The organism is Vibrio sp. 1978, assembly GCF_033344345.1.
Map to the genome: position 1 here is coordinate 145,979 of NZ_JAWPOP010000011.1, position 18,239 is coordinate 164,217.

Below are 18,239 nucleotides of genomic sequence, written 5' to 3' on the forward strand. Positions count from 1 at the left end.
TGAGTTACAATCTCGGGCTGTGTTTTCACAGCCCGTTTTTGTATATCAGGAATACAGCTCAACAGTATGGAAATTATTCTAATTACAGCCGCTTTTTTAGCTGGTTTTATTGCGCTTAAATGCAGCCTCCCTCCCCTCGTTGGTTTTCTACTAGCTGGATTTGGCTTGCATGCATTTGGTTACCAAAGCAATGACGTTATTGTCACTCTCGCAGATCTTGGTGTTACTCTTCTTCTGTTTACTATTGGACTCAAACTCGATGTAAAAACCCTGCTGTCCAAAGAAATATGGGGAGGGGCAACCGCCCACAACATACTCTCTACCGCTTTTTTTGCCCTAGCGTTATCCGGCTTAAAACTACTGGGCTTGACTTCGCTAGCCAGTATGGACGGCAGCCAAATCCTGCTTTTAGCTTTTGCACTATCGTTCTCTAGTACCGTTTTTGCCGTAAAAGCATTGCAAGAAAAAGGCGAAATGAACGCGACCTACGGCACACTCGCGATCGGTATCTTGGTTATGCAAGATATTTTTGCCGTAGTATTCCTGACTGCTTCAACCGGAAAAGTCCCAGAATGGTATGCCATCGGTTTGTTCGCACTGCCTTTCCTTCGTCCCCTATTCTATAAGCTGCTCGATAAAGTTGGCCACGGCGAAATGCTGGTGCTATTCGGTATTTTCTTCGCGCTTGTTGTCGGTGCTGGGCTATTCGAGTTGGTCGGGATGAAACCAGACTTGGGCGCGCTAATTTTAGGCATGCTACTCGCAGGTCACCCAAAAGCCTCAGAACTATCCAAGTCATTATTCAATATGAAGGAGCTCTTTTTAGTCTGCTTCTTTTTGAACATTGGTTTATCCGCCTCATTGAGCGTGAATGGCGTCGTTCTCGCCCTGCTATTTATCTTACTGCTACCAATCAAAGGACTCTTGTACTTCGTCACTATTAATCATTTTAAGTTTCGAGTACGTACCTCTTTGCTCGCCTCTTTATCACTATTTAACTACAGTGAGTTTGGTCTTATTGTTGCTGGGTTGGCCTATAAAATGGGCTGGATGCCAAGTGATATGCTTGCTGCGATTGCGGTTGCGGTGTCGGTATCCTTTGTAATTTCCGCGCCACTTAACCGCCTTAGCCATAAAATTTATCAACATTCAGGTAAGTGGCTGCAAGAGACAGCGGTAGAAAAGCTCAATCAACGCGACCAACTCATCAACCCAGGTCATGCCCAAGTATTGATCTTAGGTATGGGGCGTATTGGAACGGGCGCTTATGATGAGCTACGTTCACGCTATGGCAAAATTTCATTGGGTATAGAAATTCGTGAAGACGCTGCACATCATCATCGTTCAGAAGGAAGAAATGTGATTTCTGGTGATGCCACCGACCCGGATTTCTGGGAGCGAATTTTAGATACAGGTCATGTAAAACTGGTTCTGCTTGCAATGCCACATCACCAAGGAAACCAAACAGCACTTGAGCAGCTTAAACGCAGAAAATATAAGGGGCAAATTGCCGCTATCGCCGAATACCCAGATCAATTGGAAGGCTTACTTGAAAATGGCGTTGACGCAGCATTCAATATTTATAGTGAAGCTGGTAGCGGTTTTGCTCGACACGTCTGTAAACAACTTCAACCTAAATTCACACCAATTAAATAAGCAACAGCACTGATATTTTTCGGAAGGCTTTCTATTGATAGAAAGCCTTTTTTGTATAGTTTTTATACCAAACCTTGATCTCATTCACCAAAACAACGGTTGAGTTAAATATTTTCCATACAACAAGGCCTTTTATCATTTTTTTAATCACAAAACGTTGCTTTTTTTATTAGTAATGGCAAATTTAAACCATACCGATTAGAAATTGTTTAGTTTAGTAAGGATGTAGTATGTGTTCAGTATTTGGCATTTTAGACATTAAAAGCGATGCAGCCGCATTGCGCCCTATCGCATTAGAGATGTCGAAAAAACTTCGTCACCGTGGCCCAGACTGGTCTGGGATTTACTCTTCAGAGCGTGCTATTTTAGCGCACGAGCGCTTGGCGATTGTTGGTCTAAATAGTGGTGCACAGCCGCTATACAGCCCTGATAAGAAGCTCATCCTTGCCGTCAATGGTGAAATCTACAACCATAAAGAAATTCGTGCTCGTTACGAAGGAAAGTACGAATTTCAAACCGATTCAGACTGTGAAGTCATTCTTGCACTTTACCAAGATATGGGTGCAGATCTCCTTGAAGAACTAAACGGTATTTTCGCTTTTGTGCTCTACGACGAAGAAAAAGATGAGTATTTAGTCGGACGTGACCATATTGGTATTATCCCTCTTTATCAAGGTCACGATGAGCATGGTAACTACTATGTGGCATCAGAGATGAAGGCTCTTGTTCCAGTATGTAAAACAGTAAGTGAATTCCCTCCTGGTAGCTATTACAGCTCTAAAGATACTGAGCCAACACGTTACTATGTTCGTGACTGGAACGAGTACGCAGCAGTACAAGGTAACAGCACTAGCAAAGAAGAATTGACTGAAGCGCTAGAAGCGGCTGTTAAACGCCAACTAATGACTGACGTGCCTTACGGTGTACTTCTTTCGGGCGGTCTAGATTCTTCTATTACATCTGCGGTAGCAAAACGCTTTGCAGCGATGCGTATTGAAGATGATGAAAAGTCTGAAGCTTGGTGGCCTCAACTGCACTCTTTTGCTGTTGGCCTAGAAGGCGCGCCTGACCTGAAAGCCGCTCGCGAAGTTGCCGACCAAATTGGTACCGTTCACCACGAAATGACGTACACGATTCAAGAAGGTTTGGACGCGATTCGTGACGTGATTTACCACATTGAAACGTATGACGTGACGACTATCCGCGCATCAACACCTATGTTCTTAATGGGTCGTAAGATCAAAGCGATGGGTATCAAGATGGTATTGTCTGGTGAGGGCGCTGACGAAATCTTTGGTGGCTACCTTTACTTCCACAAAGCGCCAAACGCGAAAGAGTTCCACGAGGAGACTGTGCGTAAACTGCTTGCTCTGAACATGTTCGACTGTGCTCGTGCTAACAAGTCGCTGGCAGCATGGGGAGTTGAAGGACGCGTACCTTTCCTAGATAAAGAGTTCATTGATGTAGCAATGCGCTTGAACCCAGCAGACAAGATGTGTGGCAACGGTAAAATGGAGAAACACATCCTTCGTGAGTGCTTCGAGCACTACCTGCCAGAATCGATCGCATGGCGTCAAAAAGAGCAGTTCTCTGATGGCGTTGGCTACAGCTGGATCGATACGCTGAAAGAAGTAGCAGAACAGAAAGTGACAGACCAGCAGATGGAAACAGCTCAATATCGATTCCCATACAACACGCCAACGACAAAAGAAGGCTACGTGTACCGTGAAATCTTTGAAGAGTTATTCCCACTTCCATCAGCAGCAGAGTGTGTACCAGGAGGCCCTTCAGTAGCGTGTTCTTCAGCGAAGGCGATTGAATGGGATGAATCGTTCCAAAACTGTGTTGACCCATCAGGTCGTGCAGTACAGACCGTTCACAACGACTCATACTAATTCTCTACGATAAAGATAAGGGTTGGTTCGTCCAACCCTTTTAAAACAGACAAAAAATTAGATACGATCAAAAAGAGGTGCTTTTGCACCTCTTTTTATGTTTGATGGAATTAGGCTATTTTAAATCTAAATCACTATTGTCTATGCTGACAGGCACACGCTTGGTAATCATCTGAACTAGCATAATTGAGCGTTTCTCACCATCTTGTTCTTGGAAGATGGCATCTATGCCCGCAAATTGACCGCTTTTAACTCTAATTTGATCGCCTGGTTTTGGCATACATTCAGAAACGGTATTGTCATTACAACACTTTTCTAGCTGCATCAATTCGAAGACCAAGTCACCTTGAACTTCTTTCGGTTGAGCACCAAAACGCACAAAGTCAACAACACCTCGAGTAGAGCGGACTGAGGTGAAGTTTGGCCCTTGCTCATAATCAAAGTAAGCGAATACGTAACAAGGAAACAGCGGTTCCTCGACTTTTTGTCTTTTACCGCGCAAAATCTTCTCAACTTCTACAGTTGGATAAAAGCACTCTACACCTTGATTTTCAAGGTGTTGTTTCGCCCTAACCTGCTCCCCACGTTTACAATAAAGTAGATACCAACGTTTCATCTTTTTACTAGCCAATTCTATTTTGTTTTTATCCTAGCATTAAGCCAAAGTTGAGTCATTGATATTCAGTTTATCTATAAAAGTATGATTATACATCGCTCGCATTAACGACATTTTTCAGCAACTTACGATAAAGAAGTCCATAGGCAAAAATGGAAATTAAGTTTGTAACACAACCAATACACCATCATATAATCTGCAAATCTAATCAAAAACAGCCACTTAACAAACAAAAATAGTTGAATGGCAAAATTTTATTATTTGTCACTCGTTGAATTGCATTGTATACGTAGAAGTCGTTAAAAAATGTAATAACTATTATTAGAAGAGCTTATGTCAAACCAACATCAATATTTTGGTCATCCACGTGGCCTGTTCTTATTGTTCGGTACAGAACTGTGGGAACGCTTTTCTTACTACGCAATGCGTGCCATTCTCGTGCTTTACCTTACTGATACAACAATGAATGGCGGCCTTGGCTGGTCAACCAAAGACGCATTAGACCTATACGGCATATACACAGGGCTTGTGTATATCACGCCTCTTATCGGTGGTTACCTAGCAGATAACTATTTAGGTCAACGTCGCTCAATTTTGCTTGGTGGCGCGTTAATGGCCATCGGCCAGTTTACTCTTGCACTTCCTGCTGATGCTTTAGGTATTGGTTCGCTACACAGTTTCTATTTAGGTCTTGGCCTACTTATCACTGGTAACGGTCTCTTTAAGCCAAATATCTCAACCATGGTTGGCGACCTTTATCAAGAAGGTGACAACCGTCGTGACGGCGCATTCACTATCTTTTATATGGGTATCAACTTAGGTGCATTACTTGCCGGCGTCGTTTCTGGCTCTGTGACAACCTCTTACGGTTGGAAAGCTGGCTTTGTTGCCGCTGGTGTGGGTATGCTGGTTAGCCTAGTGATGCAAATGGTACTGGCTCAATCATGGCTTGGTGATATTGGCCGCGAACCAGCGGCGAAACGAGATCTAAATAACAAAAACGCCACCACGAAGCAGCCACTCACCAAAGAAGAAGTGAATCGACTAAAAGTAATTCTGGTCATGAGCTTATTCACTATTGTCTTCTGGGCAGGCTTTGAACAAGCAGGTGGCCTGATGAACATCTACACTCAACAATATACTGATCGCATGATTGGTGGTTTTGAAGTTCCTGCTGCGTGGTTCCAATCACTAAACCCATTTTTCATTATTACTCTAGCGCCAGTTCTGGCTGTCCTTTGGGTAAAATTGGGTAAACGTGAACCCACTTCGCCAGTGAAATTTGCAATGGCACTATTTTTCTTAGCGATTGGTTTCCTTTGTATGGTTGGCGCAGTGCTAGAACAAGGTGGAGATACAACAGTAAAAACATCGATGTTATGGTTGGTCGGCGCTTTCTTCTTCCACACATTAGGCGAGCTGTGTTTATCTCCAATTGGTCTTTCATTGGTGACTAAATTAGCACCGCTTCGCTTAGCTTCACTTATGATGGGTGCATGGTTTGGCTGTAATGCGATTGCTAACTATGTTGCGGGCTATGTGGGTTCTCACGTAGGCGAGTTAGGCGCTATGGCTATCTTTAGTGGTATTGCGGTCAGCGCAACCGTAAGTGGCGTAATTTTGCTCCTATTCTCTAATACACTCGTTCGCTGGATGCATGGCGCTGAAAATACGCACAGCACGGCAGAGCAAGTAGAAGAGCAGCAAGTACAAGTTGCTTGATCGCTCAACTAAACGTAGAAAGGGTCGCTATTGCGACCCTTTTTTGTATCTAAAGTTTAGATTGAACTAACTCAACCATCATCTCGATATGAAGTTCACTATCGTTCAAACAAGGGATGTAGGTAAAGTTTTCACCACCTGCTTCAAGGAAAATCTCTTTACACTCTTCCGAGATCTCTTCCAACGTCTCTAAACAATCTGAAGAAAATGCAGGGGTCACAACATTAATATTTTTCACACCCTTTGCAGGAAGTGCCTCTAGGGTCTTATCGGTATAAGGTTGAAGCCACTCTTCTCTCCCAAATCGGGACTGATACGTCATGCCAATTTGTTGTTCGCTTAAACCTAACGCTTTCCCAAGCAAGCGAGTCGTCTCTTCACAATGCTGTGGGTAAACATCACCATTGTCAGCATAACGTTTTGGAATACCATGATAAGAACACAGCAGGTAATCTCCCTGACCATTCTTTTGCCAATGTTCACGAACTGAATGCGCTAACGCTTCAATATATTTCGGGTGATTGTAATAATCACGAATAAAGCTAAAGCCTGGCATCACAGGCAGGTTCTTAAATGCTTTAGTGATTCCGTCAGAAACCGCTGCCGTTGTTGTGCCCGAGTATTGCGGATACAACGGTAAAACAATGACTTCATCAACGCCTTGCGCCAATAGGGCTTCAAAGCCTGATTGCAAACTTGGGTTACCATACGTCATACCAAGCTCTACAGGTATATCAAGCTTTTGTGCCAACTTTTCCGTTTGGCGTTTAGAGTACACCATCAACGGCGAGCCCTCTTCCATCCATACTGATTGATAGAGTTTGGCAACTTTAGGAGCTCGGATAGGAAGGATAACGCCGTGCAATAGTGGACACCAAAGCCATCGAGTCATGTCTACCACTCGGTGATCATGAAGAAACTGACTTAAAAAGCGCTTTACGGCAGGAGCGGTTGGTGCGTCAGGAGTTCCCAGGTTAACTAGGAGTACACCCTGTTTATTATTCTCTTTCATAACATCCTATTCATGGTAAACGGCTTGGTTCATATATTTAAGTAACCTCGAAGTAACGAATAGCCGAGCTGAAGTTAATTAGATATATGTTTACGAGTAAACTAAAAAAAGCGACCACTTGGGCCGCTTTCAATATATCAAAATATTAAATTTTTGACTTCAGCAAATTAAGATAGTGCTTTCTCGATATCCGCACTAACTTCAGCTACTTGCTTAGTACCATCAAACTTAAGGTACTTAGTCTTTCCTGCTTCAGCTTCTTTGCCGTAGTAGTTGATTAGCGGTGCAGTTTGCTCGTGGTAAACACCTAGACGAGCACGTACTGTTTCTTCTTTGTCGTCATCACGAACAACAAGATCTTCACCAGTTACATCATCTTTACCTTCCACTTTAGGCGGGTTGTAAACCACGTGGTAAGTACGACCAGAAGGAAGGTGAGCACGACGACCAGCCATACGCTCAACAATCACATCGTCTGCAACGTCAAATTCGATAACGTAGTCTACGTCTACGCCCATTTCTTTTAGGCCGTCAGCTTGAGGGATAGTACGTGGGAAACCATCTAGTAGGAAACCGTTTGCACAGTCTTCTTGAGCGATGCGCTCTTTGATAAGACCAAGGATGATTTCATCAGAAACTAGCTGACCAGCGTCAATAACAGCTTTAGCTTGTTTACCAAGCTCTGTACCTGCTTTGATAGCAGCACGAAGCATATCACCAGTAGAGATTTGTGGAATACCGTATTTTTCCATGATGAAGTTTGCTTGTGTGCCTTTACCTGCACCTGGAGCACCTAGAAGAATGATGCGCATGATTTATCCTCTTTAATATTTAAGATTTATACCGAAGCTCACAATAGCTGACCTCTTAGACATCAAACCTGAGAAGCACCTGCAACGATAAGTTTCGGTATAACGTATATAGGCGAGCAAAAATACACGCCTTATTACTCACATTCAAGTCGCAGATTCTATCACAGGTTCTCTGAGCAAAGAGTGTATTAAGACTAAAGAATGTTAACAGTACCCTCTTTCACGCCCTATTGATTATTAACTCAGCACTTGAGATGCAAAATTTTGCGACAACAAACAAAAAGCTCGCGAAATGCGAGCTTTTTGATTTGCAGAGGTTATTACACCTTAGTCAAAAGTTGATTAACGGCTCCTAAGAACTCTGTTGGATCCTCAATAGAGCCTCGCTCCGCTAGCATTGCTTGACCAAGCAGAACTTCAACCCAGCGACCAAACGCTTCTTCATCGGCTTCGTCAGCCATACGCTTAACCAATTCGTGCTCAGGGTTTAGCTCAAAGATGTATTTCACTTCCGGCACAGCTTGACCAGCTGCCGCAAGAAGCTTCGCCATTTGAGTGCCCATTTCGTAATCGTCCGTTACCACAACAGCAGGCGTAGATGCGAGTTTGAAGGTCGTACGAACTTCTTTCACACGATCGCCTAGGTAAGACTTCGTGCGCTCTACAACCGACTTAAACTCTTCTTCGGTTTCTTTTTGCTTCTCTTTTTCTGCTTCATCTTCAAACTGACTTAGATCAAGCCCAGCTTTAGTGATTGACTGGAACTGTTTACCATCAAACTCAGTTAAGTAGTTCATCAGCCACTCATCAATGCGGTCGTACATCAAGATAACTTCAATGCCTTTCGCTTTGAACTGTTCTAAGTGAGGGCTGTTTTTCGCAGCTGCATAGCTGTCTGCCGTCAAGTAGTAGATCTTATCTTGACCTTCTTTCATGCGCTCAACGTAAGACGCCAAGCCCACAGTTTGCTCAGAAGAGTCCACTTCAGTTGAAGCAAAGCGCAATAAACCTGCAACTTTCTCTTTGTTTGCAAAGTCCTCCGCAGGGCCCTCTTTCATCACAAGACCAAACTCTTTCCAGAATGATTGGTATTTCTCTTCGTCATTCTTGGCCATACGCTCGAGCATCGTTAGCACGCGCTTAGTACAAGCATTACGTAGAGACTGAGTCACTTTATTGTCTTGTAAGATCTCACGTGATACGTTTAGCGGTAAATCGTTTGAGTCTATTAAACCACGTACGAAGCGTAAGTATGACGGCATAAATTGCTCTGCATCGTCCATAATGAATACGCGCTGTACGTATAGTTTCAAGCCTGATTTGTGGTCGCGGTTCATCATATCCCAAGGTGCTTTCGATGGGATGTATAGTAAGCTCGTGTAGTCGTTTTTACCTTCTACACGGTTATGACTCCAGACCAAGGGATCGGCAAAGTCATGTGATACGTGTTTGTAGAACTCTTGATACTCTTCTTCTGAAATATCAGATTTGTTACGCGTCCACAGTGCTTGGGCTTTGTTGATTTGCTCCCACTTCTTCTCGTCTGTTTCCTTGCCTTCGTCATCACGAACGACAGTTTGGATTGAAACAGGAATGCCGATGTGATCAGAGTACTTACTGATAACGTCACGTAGACGCCACTCATTCAAAAACTCTTTACCCTCTTCACGCATATGAAGAATGATGTCGGTACCACGTGACTCTTTGGTAATGTTTTCGATGGTGTACTCACCTTCACCCGCTGAGTGCCATTGTACCGCTTCATCAGCGGCTAGACCCGCAGCGCGAGTGCGCACGGTAACGGCGTCAGCAACGATAAATGCCGAGTAGAAACCAACACCAAACTGACCAATAAGCTGAGAGTCTTTGCTCTGCTCTTCAGATAGCTTTGAGAAAAACTCAGCTGTACCAGATTTTGCGATTGTTCCTAAGTGCTCAATCACATCATCACGGCTCATACCGATACCGTTATCAGAAATGGTTAAGGTATTTGCGCTTTCATCAAACGACAGTTTCACGCAAAGGTCTGCATTACCTTCGTATAGATCTGGGTTAGATAACGCCTGAAAGCGCAGTTTGTCTGATGCATCTGATGCGTTAGAGATCAGCTCGCGCAAAAAGATCTCTTTATTTGAATAAAGAGAATGGATCATTAAATGCAGTAGTTGTTTTACTTCTGATTGAAAACCACGAGTTTCTTTATTTTGAGATACGGTTTCGCTCATGTGTGCTCCATAACATCTAAACTAATTGGCTTTTTCATAGGGACAAGTTTGTGACTTTCCCCTTGAAATCACCTTACCGAGGTGTCATTTAACATGTGGCTGACAAATGTAAATTCAAGGTCAATATTGCTAAAAACGGTGTTTTTTTAGAAAATTTTAATTATCCTACCCGTCTAAAAGCATCTAAAATGTCGTGCGCACTCCAAGCGCCCCGGTAATTTTGTGACATAAATCACCATAATTACAACATCATCCATCTAAGAAGAACTAAATGACTAACATTGGCACCAAATTTCTACTTGCTCAAAGGTTCACCTTTGATCCAAATAGTAATTCGCTCGCTGACCAACAAAACGGCAACGACGTTGTACGATTAGGAAGCAACGAAAGCCGTATACTTCTGATGTTGGCAGAGAGACCAAACGAAGTTTTAACCCGTAACGAGCTTCACGAGTTTGTTTGGCGTGAGCAAGGTTTTGAGGTGGATGACTCAAGCCTGACTCAAGCGATTTCTACTCTGCGTAAGATGTTGAAGGATTCAACAAAATCTCCAGAGTTTGTTAAAACGGTACCTAAACGTGGCTACCAACTCATTTGTTCAGTGGAACGCTTGAGCCCATTTTCTACTGACTCTAACACTGACGTTGAAGAAACCGCTTCTGAACAAGAAGCGCCAGCAGTGGAGTTAGAAGCGAGCGATACACCACCAACAGAGATAGTGACCGATACTACTGCTGATCTTGAGCCTCAAGTAGAGCCGACTAAAACTCAGCCGAAGCCAGCATCTAACACGATTAACTGGCTACCGCGTGTCATTATCTTTTTGTCTCTGCTGCTTCCTGTTTGCGTATTGTTATTCACGAACCCTGCGGAATCCCAATTCCGTCAGATTGGTGAGTATCAAAGTGTACCGGTGATGACACCTGTAAATCACCCTCAAATCAACAACTGGTTGCCTTCAATAGAGCAATGCATTGAGCGCTACGTGAAGCACCATGCAGAAGACTCGTTGCCAGTGGAAGTGATTGCCACTGGTGGACAAAATAACCAGCTGATTCTGAACTACATTCATGACAGTAACCACTCTTACGAGAACGTAACACTGCGTATTTTCGCAGGTCAAAACGATCCAACAGACATCTGCAAATAAAGGAGGCCAATATGAAGATTAAATTAGCATCTGCGGTTTTGGCCGTATCCGTTCTTTTCAGTAGTTGGTTGTATTGGGGAAGTGACCTAAAAGTGGAGCAGCTCCTCACAGCAAACGAATGGCAGTCGACCATGGTGACAGTCATTACAGACAGCTTGCCTGACGATACTGTCGGCCCACTACGCCGAGTTAATGTTGAATCAAACGTGAAATATCTCCCTAATGGTGACTATATTCGCGTAGCAAATATAAAACTATTCGCTCAAGGTTCAACCGCAGAATCAACGATAAATATCTCGGAAAAAGGCCGCTGGGAAGTAAGTGACAACTATTTGTTGGTCTCGCCTTCGGAGTTTAAAGATATTTCATCTTCTCAATCAAAAGACTTTTCCGAAGCACAGCTACGTTTGATTACTCAAATTTTTAAGCTAGATGCGGAGCAAAGTCGTCGTATTGACGTCGTGAACGAAAAAACACTCTTGCTCACTAGCTTGAACCACGGTTCTTCGGTACTGTTTAAAAACTAATTTTGATTGGATGATAAGGGGGCAAGACGCCCCCTTTGTTTTGCTTATGGATTGGCTAGATACCACTACTCTCTTTTTCGGTTCACTAATCGCCAACACGCTGGCTTCACTTTCCGGTGGCGGAGCAGGCTTGCTTCAATTCCCTTTACTCATCTTTCTCGGCTTACCGTTCTCCGTTGCGCTAGGCACACATAAGGTGGCTTCGGTCGCTTTAGGCTTAGGCGCAGCAAGCACGCATTTAAGATCAGGCACTATTAAATGGAAAATCGCGCTCTACCTTATCTTGTCCGGTAGTATTGGCGTGATTTTAGGGGCTAACTTAATTGTACAGATCCCTGATGGTATCGCGGAAAAGATGCTCGGCACGATGATCCTAGCGCTAGGTATCTACTCGCGATTTAAGACATCGCTAGGCCAAGCTGAAGTAATACGTAACCGTCATCCTATCGGTTGGGTTATCGGTGGAATTGGCTTACTGTTTATCGGCATCATTAACGGATCTCTTACCGCAGGTTCTGGTTTGCTCGTGACACTATTTTTGGTGCGCTGGTTTGGTTACGACTACAAACAAGCCGTTGCTTACACCATGATTTGTGTCGGCCTGTTTTGGAATGGCATTGGAGGCATTGCCGTCGTACAGGCAGGGGCGCCTATTCACTGGGCTTGGTTACCTGTTTTATTGTTAAGCTCTTTTCTAGGCGGCAGTTTAGGCGCATGGGCCGCGACTCGATACAGCAACAGAGTGATTAAAGTTGCATTCGAAATTCTCACGTTTGCGGTGGGCATCAAGTTGCTGGTTTAAAAAGATTAAAAGGAAAGTTTCATGGATAAAGCAATCATTGATATTTATTACTGCCGCCAGTGCAACTGGATGTTACGTTCAACTTGGCTATCGCAAGAATTACTGCATACTTTTAGTGAAGAAATAGAAACAATCAGCTTACACCCAGACACAGGTGGTCGCTTCGAAATTTTCTGTAATGGCCAGCAAATTTGGGAACGGAAAAAAGACAACGGCTTTCCTGAAGCCAAGGTGCTAAAACAGCGCGTAAGAGACATTATCGACCCAGAACGCGATTTAGGACATTCAGACACAAAATAGGGAGCAATTCGCTCCCTATTTTTTACTTAGTAAAACCGTTAAATCATGGTTTGTGCTAATACTTCGCCTTCTGGCGTTTTTACCGTTAGCTTATTGCCTTCTAGAGTACCAAAGCTTCTCGGTAAGCCATTACGTGGGAATGTCATCGAGCCTGGGTTGAATATAATGGCTCCATCTTGCATCTCTGCGACGGGAACATGTGTATGACCGTGGGCGATGATATCACCTTCGCGCAGTGGCGGCCGTTTTTCAGAGTTGTACAAGTGACCATGAGTCAAAAAGATTCTCTTGCCAGATTCAAGTAGCACCCATGAGTAATCCATCATCATTGGAAACTTCAATAGCATTTGGTCTACTTCACTATCACAGTTGCCACGTACAGAAATAATTTGATCACTGTATTGGTTCAATAAGTCTGCTACCTGTGGAGGGTTGTAGCCTTCCGGAATAGGGTTTCGCGGCCCATGGTTTAGCGTATCTCCTAGCAAAATCAGGTGGTGCGCACCAGAAGCCAAAAATAGATCAATGGTTTCTTTAGTTGCTGGCAAAGAGCCATGCAGGTCTGAGGCAAAAAATAGTTTCACGACATCGTCTCCTCAAAAAGTATGAGGTCATTCTACGGCATTTTTTTAGCAGCTCAACCTACGACGGTTTGAATACTACTGATAGCGCAATGATTCAATGACCATAGGCAAAACATAGAACCATGCTGCATACGCTGTTCCAACCAACACCAGTATCCAAAACACCATCGACATAAATTTTGATTTGGCTAGATGGTGCAGCGGATCGGGCTCTCCGCATCCTGGACATGCATGAGCGCGTTTTGAGATTTGTTTCTCACACACGGGGCAAGAGACTAAAGGCATGATACAGATTCCTCGACATTAGGCTTAGGGCGCAAAGAATAATGGTGAATTAACACATATGCAACCTAACATATATTAAATATTTTAGTTCTTTGTAACAGTCGCTGACTTGAGAAAAAATTCGTTGATTTTTCATTTATATCAACCGATTACACTTCTTCTCGCACCATACCATTGATGACAATATTGTTATAACTCACCATCCCAATGACCTCGCCACTTTCAATGACCGGCGCTCTGCTTATGCCAAATCGCTCAAACAAACGGGCACAATATTTTACGTTCATATCTGGTTCGACACACAAAGCGGGCTTGGTCATGATTTCATAAATATTTGTGCGCTGAGGAGAACGATTATTCGCCAGCACCTTTTTGGCGATATCATTCATCAACACGATGCCATATTCATCATTATCATCTCGCTTTTTCACCACCAGCGCTTTGACTTGGTATTTTTTCGCTAGCGTTATGCCTTCGTATACGGTCATCAGTCCATCAACCATCACATACGTTGCCGCCATAACATCTCGAACTCTAATTATCGTTTGATCACTCATAATTCATCCTCGACCACTTTGGTCAATGTCTCGACTTGATGCGCGACACCGACTGCATCTTCAATATCGATCTGAATAGCAATCCCCTGTCCCGACTCTCTGTCAAATTCACCAACCTCATTAATGGTTTCTAATATGTGTCGAGAGAGATGTTCCTCGACCACAAACAGCAGCACATCTTTTTGCACTTCTAGCGTTAAACCAAAAAACGTTCGCTTTTGATTTAAACCTTGCCCGCGAGCATTGTTAATCACTGTTGCACCGGTCGCACCAGCATCGCGTGCAGCGTCCAGCACCTTGTCTGTTTTGCTGTCTTCAACAAACGCAAGTATCAATTTAAAGCGCATTTTCTTCTTCCTCCGAGACGTTTTTATTCAGCCACTGGGTTATTTGCGCATAGCCCATCACAGAGATCATAGGAAATAGACTGGCAAACGCGATCAAGCCAAAGCCATCAATCATTGGGTTTCTTCCAGGGACGGTCGAAGCAAGCCCTAACCCTAATGCAGTTACAAGTGGGACAGTGACGGTAGAAGTTGTTACGCCTCCAGAATCGTAGGCGAGTGGAACAACAAGCTTAGGAGCGTAAAACGTTTGAATCACAACGACGATGTAACCCGCGATGATGTAATAATGAATGGGATCGCCCACGACAATCCGGTAACTCCCTAATGCAATACCAATTGCTACCCCAAACGCAACGGCTACGCGCAAGCCGTTAATACTGATACTGCCTCCAGAGACTTGGTTTGCTTTTATCGCTACAGCGATTAAAGAAGGCTCTGCAATCGTGGTACTAAAGCCTATAAAAAAGGCGAAGGTGTAAACCCAATAATAGTCGACCCACATTAAGGCTTTCCCTACAGATACTTTGAACTCTTGTAAAAACTCCGGCGCCGTTAATTGCACAGCCATCGTCTCCCCAAGTGGAAACAACGCCATTTCTAATCCAAGTAAAAAAAGAGCTAGCCCGAAAATCACATAAACGAACCCAAGCAAAACTTTCTTAAGGTTGCTAACAGGACGCCTTAACACCGCTAACTGAAAACCAAAAATAATGCTGGCGATGGGAACGACGTCTCTAACGGTCGATAATAAAGTGTCTAGGAAATGATCAATTGAAATCATGTTACGACCATTCCGTAAACCATCACAAACATCATCGGTAACAGCGAGGCAAAAGCGATTAAACCAAAGCCATCCACCATAGGGTTACGCCCTTTAATAGAAGACGCTAAACCGACACCCAGTGCAGTGACCAAAGGTACTGTTATGGTGGACGTGGTTACACCTCCGGAATCGTAAGCAACGCCAATAATGGCTTCAGGTGCAAACCACGTCAGTATTACAACGCCGACGTAGCCACCAATGATCATGTAATGAATCGGCCACCCTTTTAAGATACGCAAAACGCCGATAACGATGGCTATCCCCACAGAGAGAGCTACTGTTACTCGAAGTCCTTCTCCGTAATCCTGCATGGACTGCTCTGAGTTAGCGATCATTCCGCCCTCTGCCGCAACTTCTGAGGCTTCTTCCGCTACCGCGGTTAATGCAGGTTCAGCTATCGTGGTGCCAAACCCCAAACAAAACGCAAAGACTAATAACCAAAACACGCTGCCTTTTTTTGCAAAGGCTTGAGCCATACTCTCTCCGATAGGAAAAAGACCAAGTTCTAGGCCAAAGATAAAAAAGGTTAATCCTAAAACGACAAGCAACAAGCCAAAAAGAATGGAGACCAGGTTGGGCAGCGGCTCTTGCAAAACGACTAATTGGAAAAAAGTGATAACAATGATGATGGGTAATAAGTCACGAGCACTATTGAGGAGCGCTCGAAAAAGCGCAACAAATGCTTCCATGCCTATCCTCCTTGATTATGCAAACTGATTACGCCATTCCAATGAGCGATAACTTCTAGTCTGGCATAGATTTCACTCTTCTACCGTGAATGCACTAGCGCCATCTATAACATTTAGTTACATATTTTCTAATATGTGAAGTTAATAGTATCTCTGCCAGCTTGTCACTATCCCAGAAATAATGGTGTTGAGATGATCAAGCTAAGCACAAAACGACTATAATGTTCTAATACGTGTACATTCAAAGAGATAACATGAAGATATTACTCACAGGTGGCACTGGGTTTATTGGCTCGGAGTTGCTCAAGCTGCTATCAACTCACCAGGTTATGCTACTTACACGCTCTCCAGAGCGAGCAAAACAACGCCTACAGCATGCTGATCTGGGTAATATCGAATACCTTGACTCGCTCGAGTCGTTCGCCGATCTCAATCACGTTGATGCCGTCATTAATCTTGCAGGTGAGCCAATTGCGGATAAAAGGTGGACCAGCGAGCAAAAAGAAAAAATCTGCAAAAGTCGTTGGAAAATTACCGAGCAAATTGTTGAGCTGATCCACGCAAGTACCGAACCTCCCTCTGTTTTTATTAGTGGCTCGGCAGTTGGCTACTATGGTGATCAACAAGACCATCCGTTTGATGAGTGCTTACATGTTAATAGCGACGACTTTCCTCACGAGGTTTGTGCAAAGTGGGAGCAAATAGCCAAGCGCGCAGAGTCGGAACAAACACGGGTTTGTCTACTGAGAACTGGCGTGGTACTCGGCCTTAATGGTGGTGCGTTGGCAAAAATGCTATTACCTTACAAGCTTGGCGTAGGCGGCCCACTCGGGAACGGTAATCAGTACATGCCTTGGATTCACATCCTAGATATGGTCCGCGCCATCATGTACTTGCTTGAAACACCACATGCCCACGGTGCATTCAATATGTGCGCCCCCCATCCTGTGACTAATCGTATATTCAGCGGCACACTAGCTAAAACGCTAAAACGTCCGCATATCTTGTTCACGCCTAAATGGGCGATGGAACTCCTAATGGGAGAATCTTCCTGCTTATTGTTTGATAGCATGAGAGCCAAACCCAAAAAACTCACCGAACTGGGCTTTAAATTTAGCTACTCCAGAATAGAGCCAGCACTCAAGCACTTGCTTCATGACCGGAGCTGATGAATGATGGCTCTAATCAAGGTTTCTGAGTCTTAAATTAAATTATGAAAAAGTCGATTCTTATTACGGGTTGTTCAACCGGCATCGGTTACGTGTGCGCTCACGCCCTACAAAACAAGGGATTTAATGTCATTGCATCTTGTAGGAAAGAACAAGATGTCCAGCGCCTAATTAATGAAGGGCTAACCTGCATCAATCTAGACCTAAATAGCCCAGAAAGCATTTCTTCGGGCGTGAAGCAAGCGCTAGAGTTAGCAGAAGGTAAGCTTTACGCAGTGTTCAATAATGGTGCCTATGGTCAGCCCGGAGCACTGGAAGACTTACCCACCGAGGCTCTTCAAGATCAATTTCAGACCAACTTTTTTGGTTGGCACCAGTTGGTCAGAGAGGTGCTTCCTCATATGCGCCAGCAAGGCGAAGGACGCATCATACAAAACAGCTCTGTTCTTGGTTTTGCCGCAATGAAATACCGTGGTGCCTATAATGCATCAAAATTTGCCTTAGAAGGCTGGACAGATACGCTCAGGCTAGAGCTTGCGGATACGAATATCAAAGTGGCATTGATAGAACCAGGACCGATCGAAACTCAATTTAGAAACAATGCATTACGAGCCTTTGAGAAGTGGGTTGATATTGAATCTAGCCCCCATCGTCATGCTTATGAAGGACAAAGAGAGCGACTCAACAACGACAAGTCTAATAATCGATTTGTTTTACCTGCAGAGTCTTGCATCGCACCAGTTCTTCATGCATTAACTAGCGTTTCACCGAAAATTCGTTATCGAATTACTACACCGACTAAATTATTCGCAGTCTTGAAAAGACTATTACCAACCCGTGCACTTGATAAAATTTTGCGACAGGCTGCATAAAAAAGTTTTGTCGAAATGTAATTTCATCGTAACAATGTGATGTCATTATGAACATGTAGGTTAAAAAAACCTCAACTAAACGAATCAATTTCTACGCAATTCAGCGGGGATTCTTTCGCCCAAAGTGATTGAGTTGCTTAGATTTGGTATCGCCACCCATTACGTTTTGTAGCAATGTTTATACTACTGTGAGGCA

At 43.8% G+C, this 18,239-nt stretch carries 19 protein-coding genes; 9 read left to right on the plus strand and 10 right to left on the minus strand.

Annotation, left to right across the window (positions count from 1 at the left end; genetic code table 11):
* The first annotated feature begins 66 nt into the window (after positions 1-66).
* Both R8N49_RS13010 and asnB read left to right on the plus strand, forming a co-directional pair.
* On the plus strand, positions 67-1,656 hold the full coding sequence (locus R8N49_RS13010; protein ID WP_005384981.1) for a cation:proton antiporter family protein: 1,590 nt from the start codon (positions 67-69) through the stop codon (positions 1,654-1,656).
* A 230-nt stretch (positions 1,657-1,886) separates the two neighbouring features.
* Positions 1,887-3,551: an asparagine synthase B gene (gene asnB, locus R8N49_RS13015; protein WP_005384979.1), complete on the plus strand. Its 1,665-nt coding sequence runs from the start codon at positions 1,887-1,889 to the stop codon at positions 3,549-3,551.
* A 115-nt stretch (positions 3,552-3,666) separates the two neighbouring features.
* Here the strand turns inward: asnB and rfaH are convergent, their stop codons facing one another.
* Entirely contained in the window at positions 3,667-4,167 is a 501-nt protein-coding gene (gene rfaH / locus R8N49_RS13020) for a transcription/translation regulatory transformer protein RfaH (protein ID WP_005382098.1), read from the minus strand.
* A 333-nt stretch (positions 4,168-4,500) separates the two neighbouring features.
* On the opposite strand from rfaH, the gene R8N49_RS13025 reads away from it, so the two are divergent.
* Positions 4,501-5,889 carry a peptide MFS transporter gene (locus R8N49_RS13025; RefSeq protein WP_005382097.1) on the plus strand — a complete coding sequence of 463 codons (1,389 nt, stop codon included), beginning with the start codon at positions 4,501-4,503 and terminating at the stop codon, positions 5,887-5,889.
* Positions 5,890-5,938: 49 nt separating this feature from the next.
* Here the strand turns inward: R8N49_RS13025 and hemH are convergent, their stop codons facing one another.
* The 3 genes from hemH to htpG form a co-directional block, all read right to left on the minus strand.
* A complete protein-coding gene (gene hemH / locus R8N49_RS13030; protein ID WP_064353706.1) occupies positions 5,939-6,901 on the minus strand; it encodes a ferrochelatase in 963 nt (320 codons plus the stop codon).
* Between the two features lie 167 nt (positions 6,902-7,068).
* Positions 7,069-7,713: an adenylate kinase gene (gene adk / locus R8N49_RS13035; protein ID WP_005382094.1), complete on the minus strand. Its 645-nt coding sequence runs from the start codon at positions 7,711-7,713 to the stop codon at positions 7,069-7,071.
* A gap of 320 nt (positions 7,714-8,033) precedes the next feature.
* Positions 8,034-9,938: a molecular chaperone HtpG gene (htpG, locus tag R8N49_RS13040; RefSeq protein ID WP_017819957.1), complete on the minus strand. Its 1,905-nt coding sequence runs from the start codon at positions 9,936-9,938 to the stop codon at positions 8,034-8,036.
* A 271-nt stretch (positions 9,939-10,209) separates the two neighbouring features.
* Between htpG and R8N49_RS13045 the strand changes: the two genes are divergently transcribed.
* The 4 genes from R8N49_RS13045 to R8N49_RS13060 are packed head-to-tail and all read left to right on the plus strand — an operon-like array spanning position 10,210 to position 12,717.
* Positions 10,210-11,088: a transcriptional regulator gene (locus R8N49_RS13045; protein ID WP_005382092.1), complete on the plus strand. Its 879-nt coding sequence runs from the start codon at positions 10,210-10,212 to the stop codon at positions 11,086-11,088.
* Positions 11,089-11,099: 11 nt separating this feature from the next.
* Complete coding sequence (toxS, locus tag R8N49_RS13050) at positions 11,100-11,615, plus strand: transmembrane regulator ToxS (protein WP_005382091.1); 516 nt, start codon at positions 11,100-11,102, stop codon at positions 11,613-11,615.
* Between the two features lie 46 nt (positions 11,616-11,661).
* Entirely contained in the window at positions 11,662-12,417 is a 756-nt protein-coding gene (locus R8N49_RS13055) for a sulfite exporter TauE/SafE family protein (RefSeq protein WP_047102891.1), read from the plus strand.
* 21 nt (positions 12,418-12,438) lie between these two features.
* Positions 12,439-12,717 carry a SelT/SelW/SelH family protein gene (locus R8N49_RS13060; RefSeq protein ID WP_186584425.1) on the plus strand — a complete coding sequence of 93 codons (279 nt, stop codon included), beginning with the start codon at positions 12,439-12,441 and terminating at the stop codon, positions 12,715-12,717.
* A 38-nt stretch (positions 12,718-12,755) separates the two neighbouring features.
* Here the strand turns inward: R8N49_RS13060 and yfcE are convergent, their stop codons facing one another.
* The 6 genes from yfcE to R8N49_RS13090 all read right to left on the minus strand — a co-directional run bounded on the left by yfcE (position 12,756) and on the right by R8N49_RS13090 (position 16,002).
* Positions 12,756-13,301 carry a phosphodiesterase gene (yfcE, locus tag R8N49_RS13065; protein WP_047102892.1) on the minus strand — a complete coding sequence of 182 codons (546 nt, stop codon included), beginning with the start codon at positions 13,299-13,301 and terminating at the stop codon, positions 12,756-12,758.
* A 75-nt stretch (positions 13,302-13,376) separates the two neighbouring features.
* Complete coding sequence (locus R8N49_RS13070) at positions 13,377-13,586, minus strand: hypothetical protein (RefSeq protein ID WP_005382086.1); 210 nt, start codon at positions 13,584-13,586, stop codon at positions 13,377-13,379.
* A 149-nt stretch (positions 13,587-13,735) separates the two neighbouring features.
* Positions 13,736-14,143 (minus strand): CBS domain-containing protein, encoded by a 408-nt coding sequence (locus R8N49_RS13075; protein ID WP_005382085.1) that lies wholly within the window; start codon positions 14,141-14,143, stop codon positions 13,736-13,738.
* On the minus strand, positions 14,140-14,490 hold the full coding sequence (locus tag R8N49_RS13080) for a P-II family nitrogen regulator (RefSeq protein WP_005382084.1): 351 nt from the start codon (positions 14,488-14,490) through the stop codon (positions 14,140-14,142). Before R8N49_RS13080 ends, R8N49_RS13075 begins: the two co-directional genes overlap by 4 nt.
* Positions 14,480-15,271, minus strand: a complete 792-nt coding sequence (locus R8N49_RS13085) for a DUF1538 domain-containing protein (protein ID WP_186584426.1) — start codon at positions 15,269-15,271, stop codon at positions 14,480-14,482. The genes R8N49_RS13080 and R8N49_RS13085 overlap by 11 nt, the downstream gene beginning before the upstream one ends.
* Positions 15,268-16,002 carry a DUF1538 domain-containing protein gene (locus R8N49_RS13090; RefSeq protein ID WP_005382077.1) on the minus strand — a complete coding sequence of 245 codons (735 nt, stop codon included), beginning with the start codon at positions 16,000-16,002 and terminating at the stop codon, positions 15,268-15,270. Before R8N49_RS13090 ends, R8N49_RS13085 begins: the two co-directional genes overlap by 4 nt.
* A gap of 254 nt (positions 16,003-16,256) precedes the next feature.
* Here R8N49_RS13090 and R8N49_RS13095 point away from each other — a divergent pair, with 254 nt between their 5' ends.
* Together R8N49_RS13095 and R8N49_RS13100 are read left to right on the plus strand one after the other, a co-directional pair.
* The gene (locus R8N49_RS13095; protein WP_005382076.1) at positions 16,257-17,171 is read left to right on the plus strand and encodes a TIGR01777 family oxidoreductase; all 915 of its coding nucleotides are present in this window, start codon (positions 16,257-16,259) and stop codon (positions 17,169-17,171) included.
* A gap of 44 nt (positions 17,172-17,215) precedes the next feature.
* Entirely contained in the window at positions 17,216-18,043 is an 828-nt protein-coding gene (locus R8N49_RS13100; RefSeq protein ID WP_017634824.1) for an SDR family oxidoreductase, read from the plus strand.
* Positions 18,044-18,239 lie beyond the last annotated feature (196 nt).

Bases quoted from the DNA above. Each gene is read 5' to 3' on its own strand.
- R8N49_RS13090 (WP_005382077.1), bottom strand. From the start codon at position 16,002: ATGGAAGCATTTGTTGCGCTTTTTCGAGCGCTCCTCAATAGTGCTCGT.
- R8N49_RS13080 (WP_005382084.1), bottom strand. From the start codon at position 14,490: ATGCGCTTTAAATTGATACTTGCGTTTGTTGAAGACAGCAAAACAGAC.
- adk (WP_005382094.1), bottom strand. From the start codon at position 7,713: ATGCGCATCATTCTTCTAGGTGCTCCAGGTGCAGGTAAAGGCACACAA.
- R8N49_RS13025 (WP_005382097.1), top strand. From the start codon at position 4,501: ATGTCAAACCAACATCAATATTTTGGTCATCCACGTGGCCTGTTCTTA.
- R8N49_RS13085 (WP_186584426.1), bottom strand. From the start codon at position 15,271: ATGATTTCAATTGATCATTTCCTAGACACTTTATTATCGACCGTTAGA.
- R8N49_RS13095 (WP_005382076.1), top strand. From the start codon at position 16,257: ATGAAGATATTACTCACAGGTGGCACTGGGTTTATTGGCTCGGAGTTG.
- R8N49_RS13075 (WP_005382085.1), bottom strand. From the start codon at position 14,143: ATGAGTGATCAAACGATAATTAGAGTTCGAGATGTTATGGCGGCAACG.
- R8N49_RS13070 (WP_005382086.1), bottom strand. From the start codon at position 13,586: ATGCCTTTAGTCTCTTGCCCCGTGTGTGAGAAACAAATCTCAAAACGC.
- toxS (WP_005382091.1), top strand. From the start codon at position 11,100: ATGAAGATTAAATTAGCATCTGCGGTTTTGGCCGTATCCGTTCTTTTC.
- R8N49_RS13045 (WP_005382092.1), top strand. From the start codon at position 10,210: ATGACTAACATTGGCACCAAATTTCTACTTGCTCAAAGGTTCACCTTT.
- rfaH (WP_005382098.1), bottom strand. From the start codon at position 4,167: ATGAAACGTTGGTATCTACTTTATTGTAAACGTGGGGAGCAGGTTAGG.
- asnB (WP_005384979.1), top strand. From the start codon at position 1,887: ATGTGTTCAGTATTTGGCATTTTAGACATTAAAAGCGATGCAGCCGCA.
- htpG (WP_017819957.1), bottom strand. From the start codon at position 9,938: ATGAGCGAAACCGTATCTCAAAATAAAGAAACTCGTGGTTTTCAATCA.
- hemH (WP_064353706.1), bottom strand. From the start codon at position 6,901: ATGAAAGAGAATAATAAACAGGGTGTACTCCTAGTTAACCTGGGAACT.
- R8N49_RS13100 (WP_017634824.1), top strand. From the start codon at position 17,216: ATGAAAAAGTCGATTCTTATTACGGGTTGTTCAACCGGCATCGGTTAC.
- R8N49_RS13010 (WP_005384981.1), top strand. From the start codon at position 67: ATGGAAATTATTCTAATTACAGCCGCTTTTTTAGCTGGTTTTATTGCG.
- R8N49_RS13055 (WP_047102891.1), top strand. From the start codon at position 11,662: ATGGATTGGCTAGATACCACTACTCTCTTTTTCGGTTCACTAATCGCC.
- R8N49_RS13060 (WP_186584425.1), top strand. From the start codon at position 12,439: ATGGATAAAGCAATCATTGATATTTATTACTGCCGCCAGTGCAACTGG.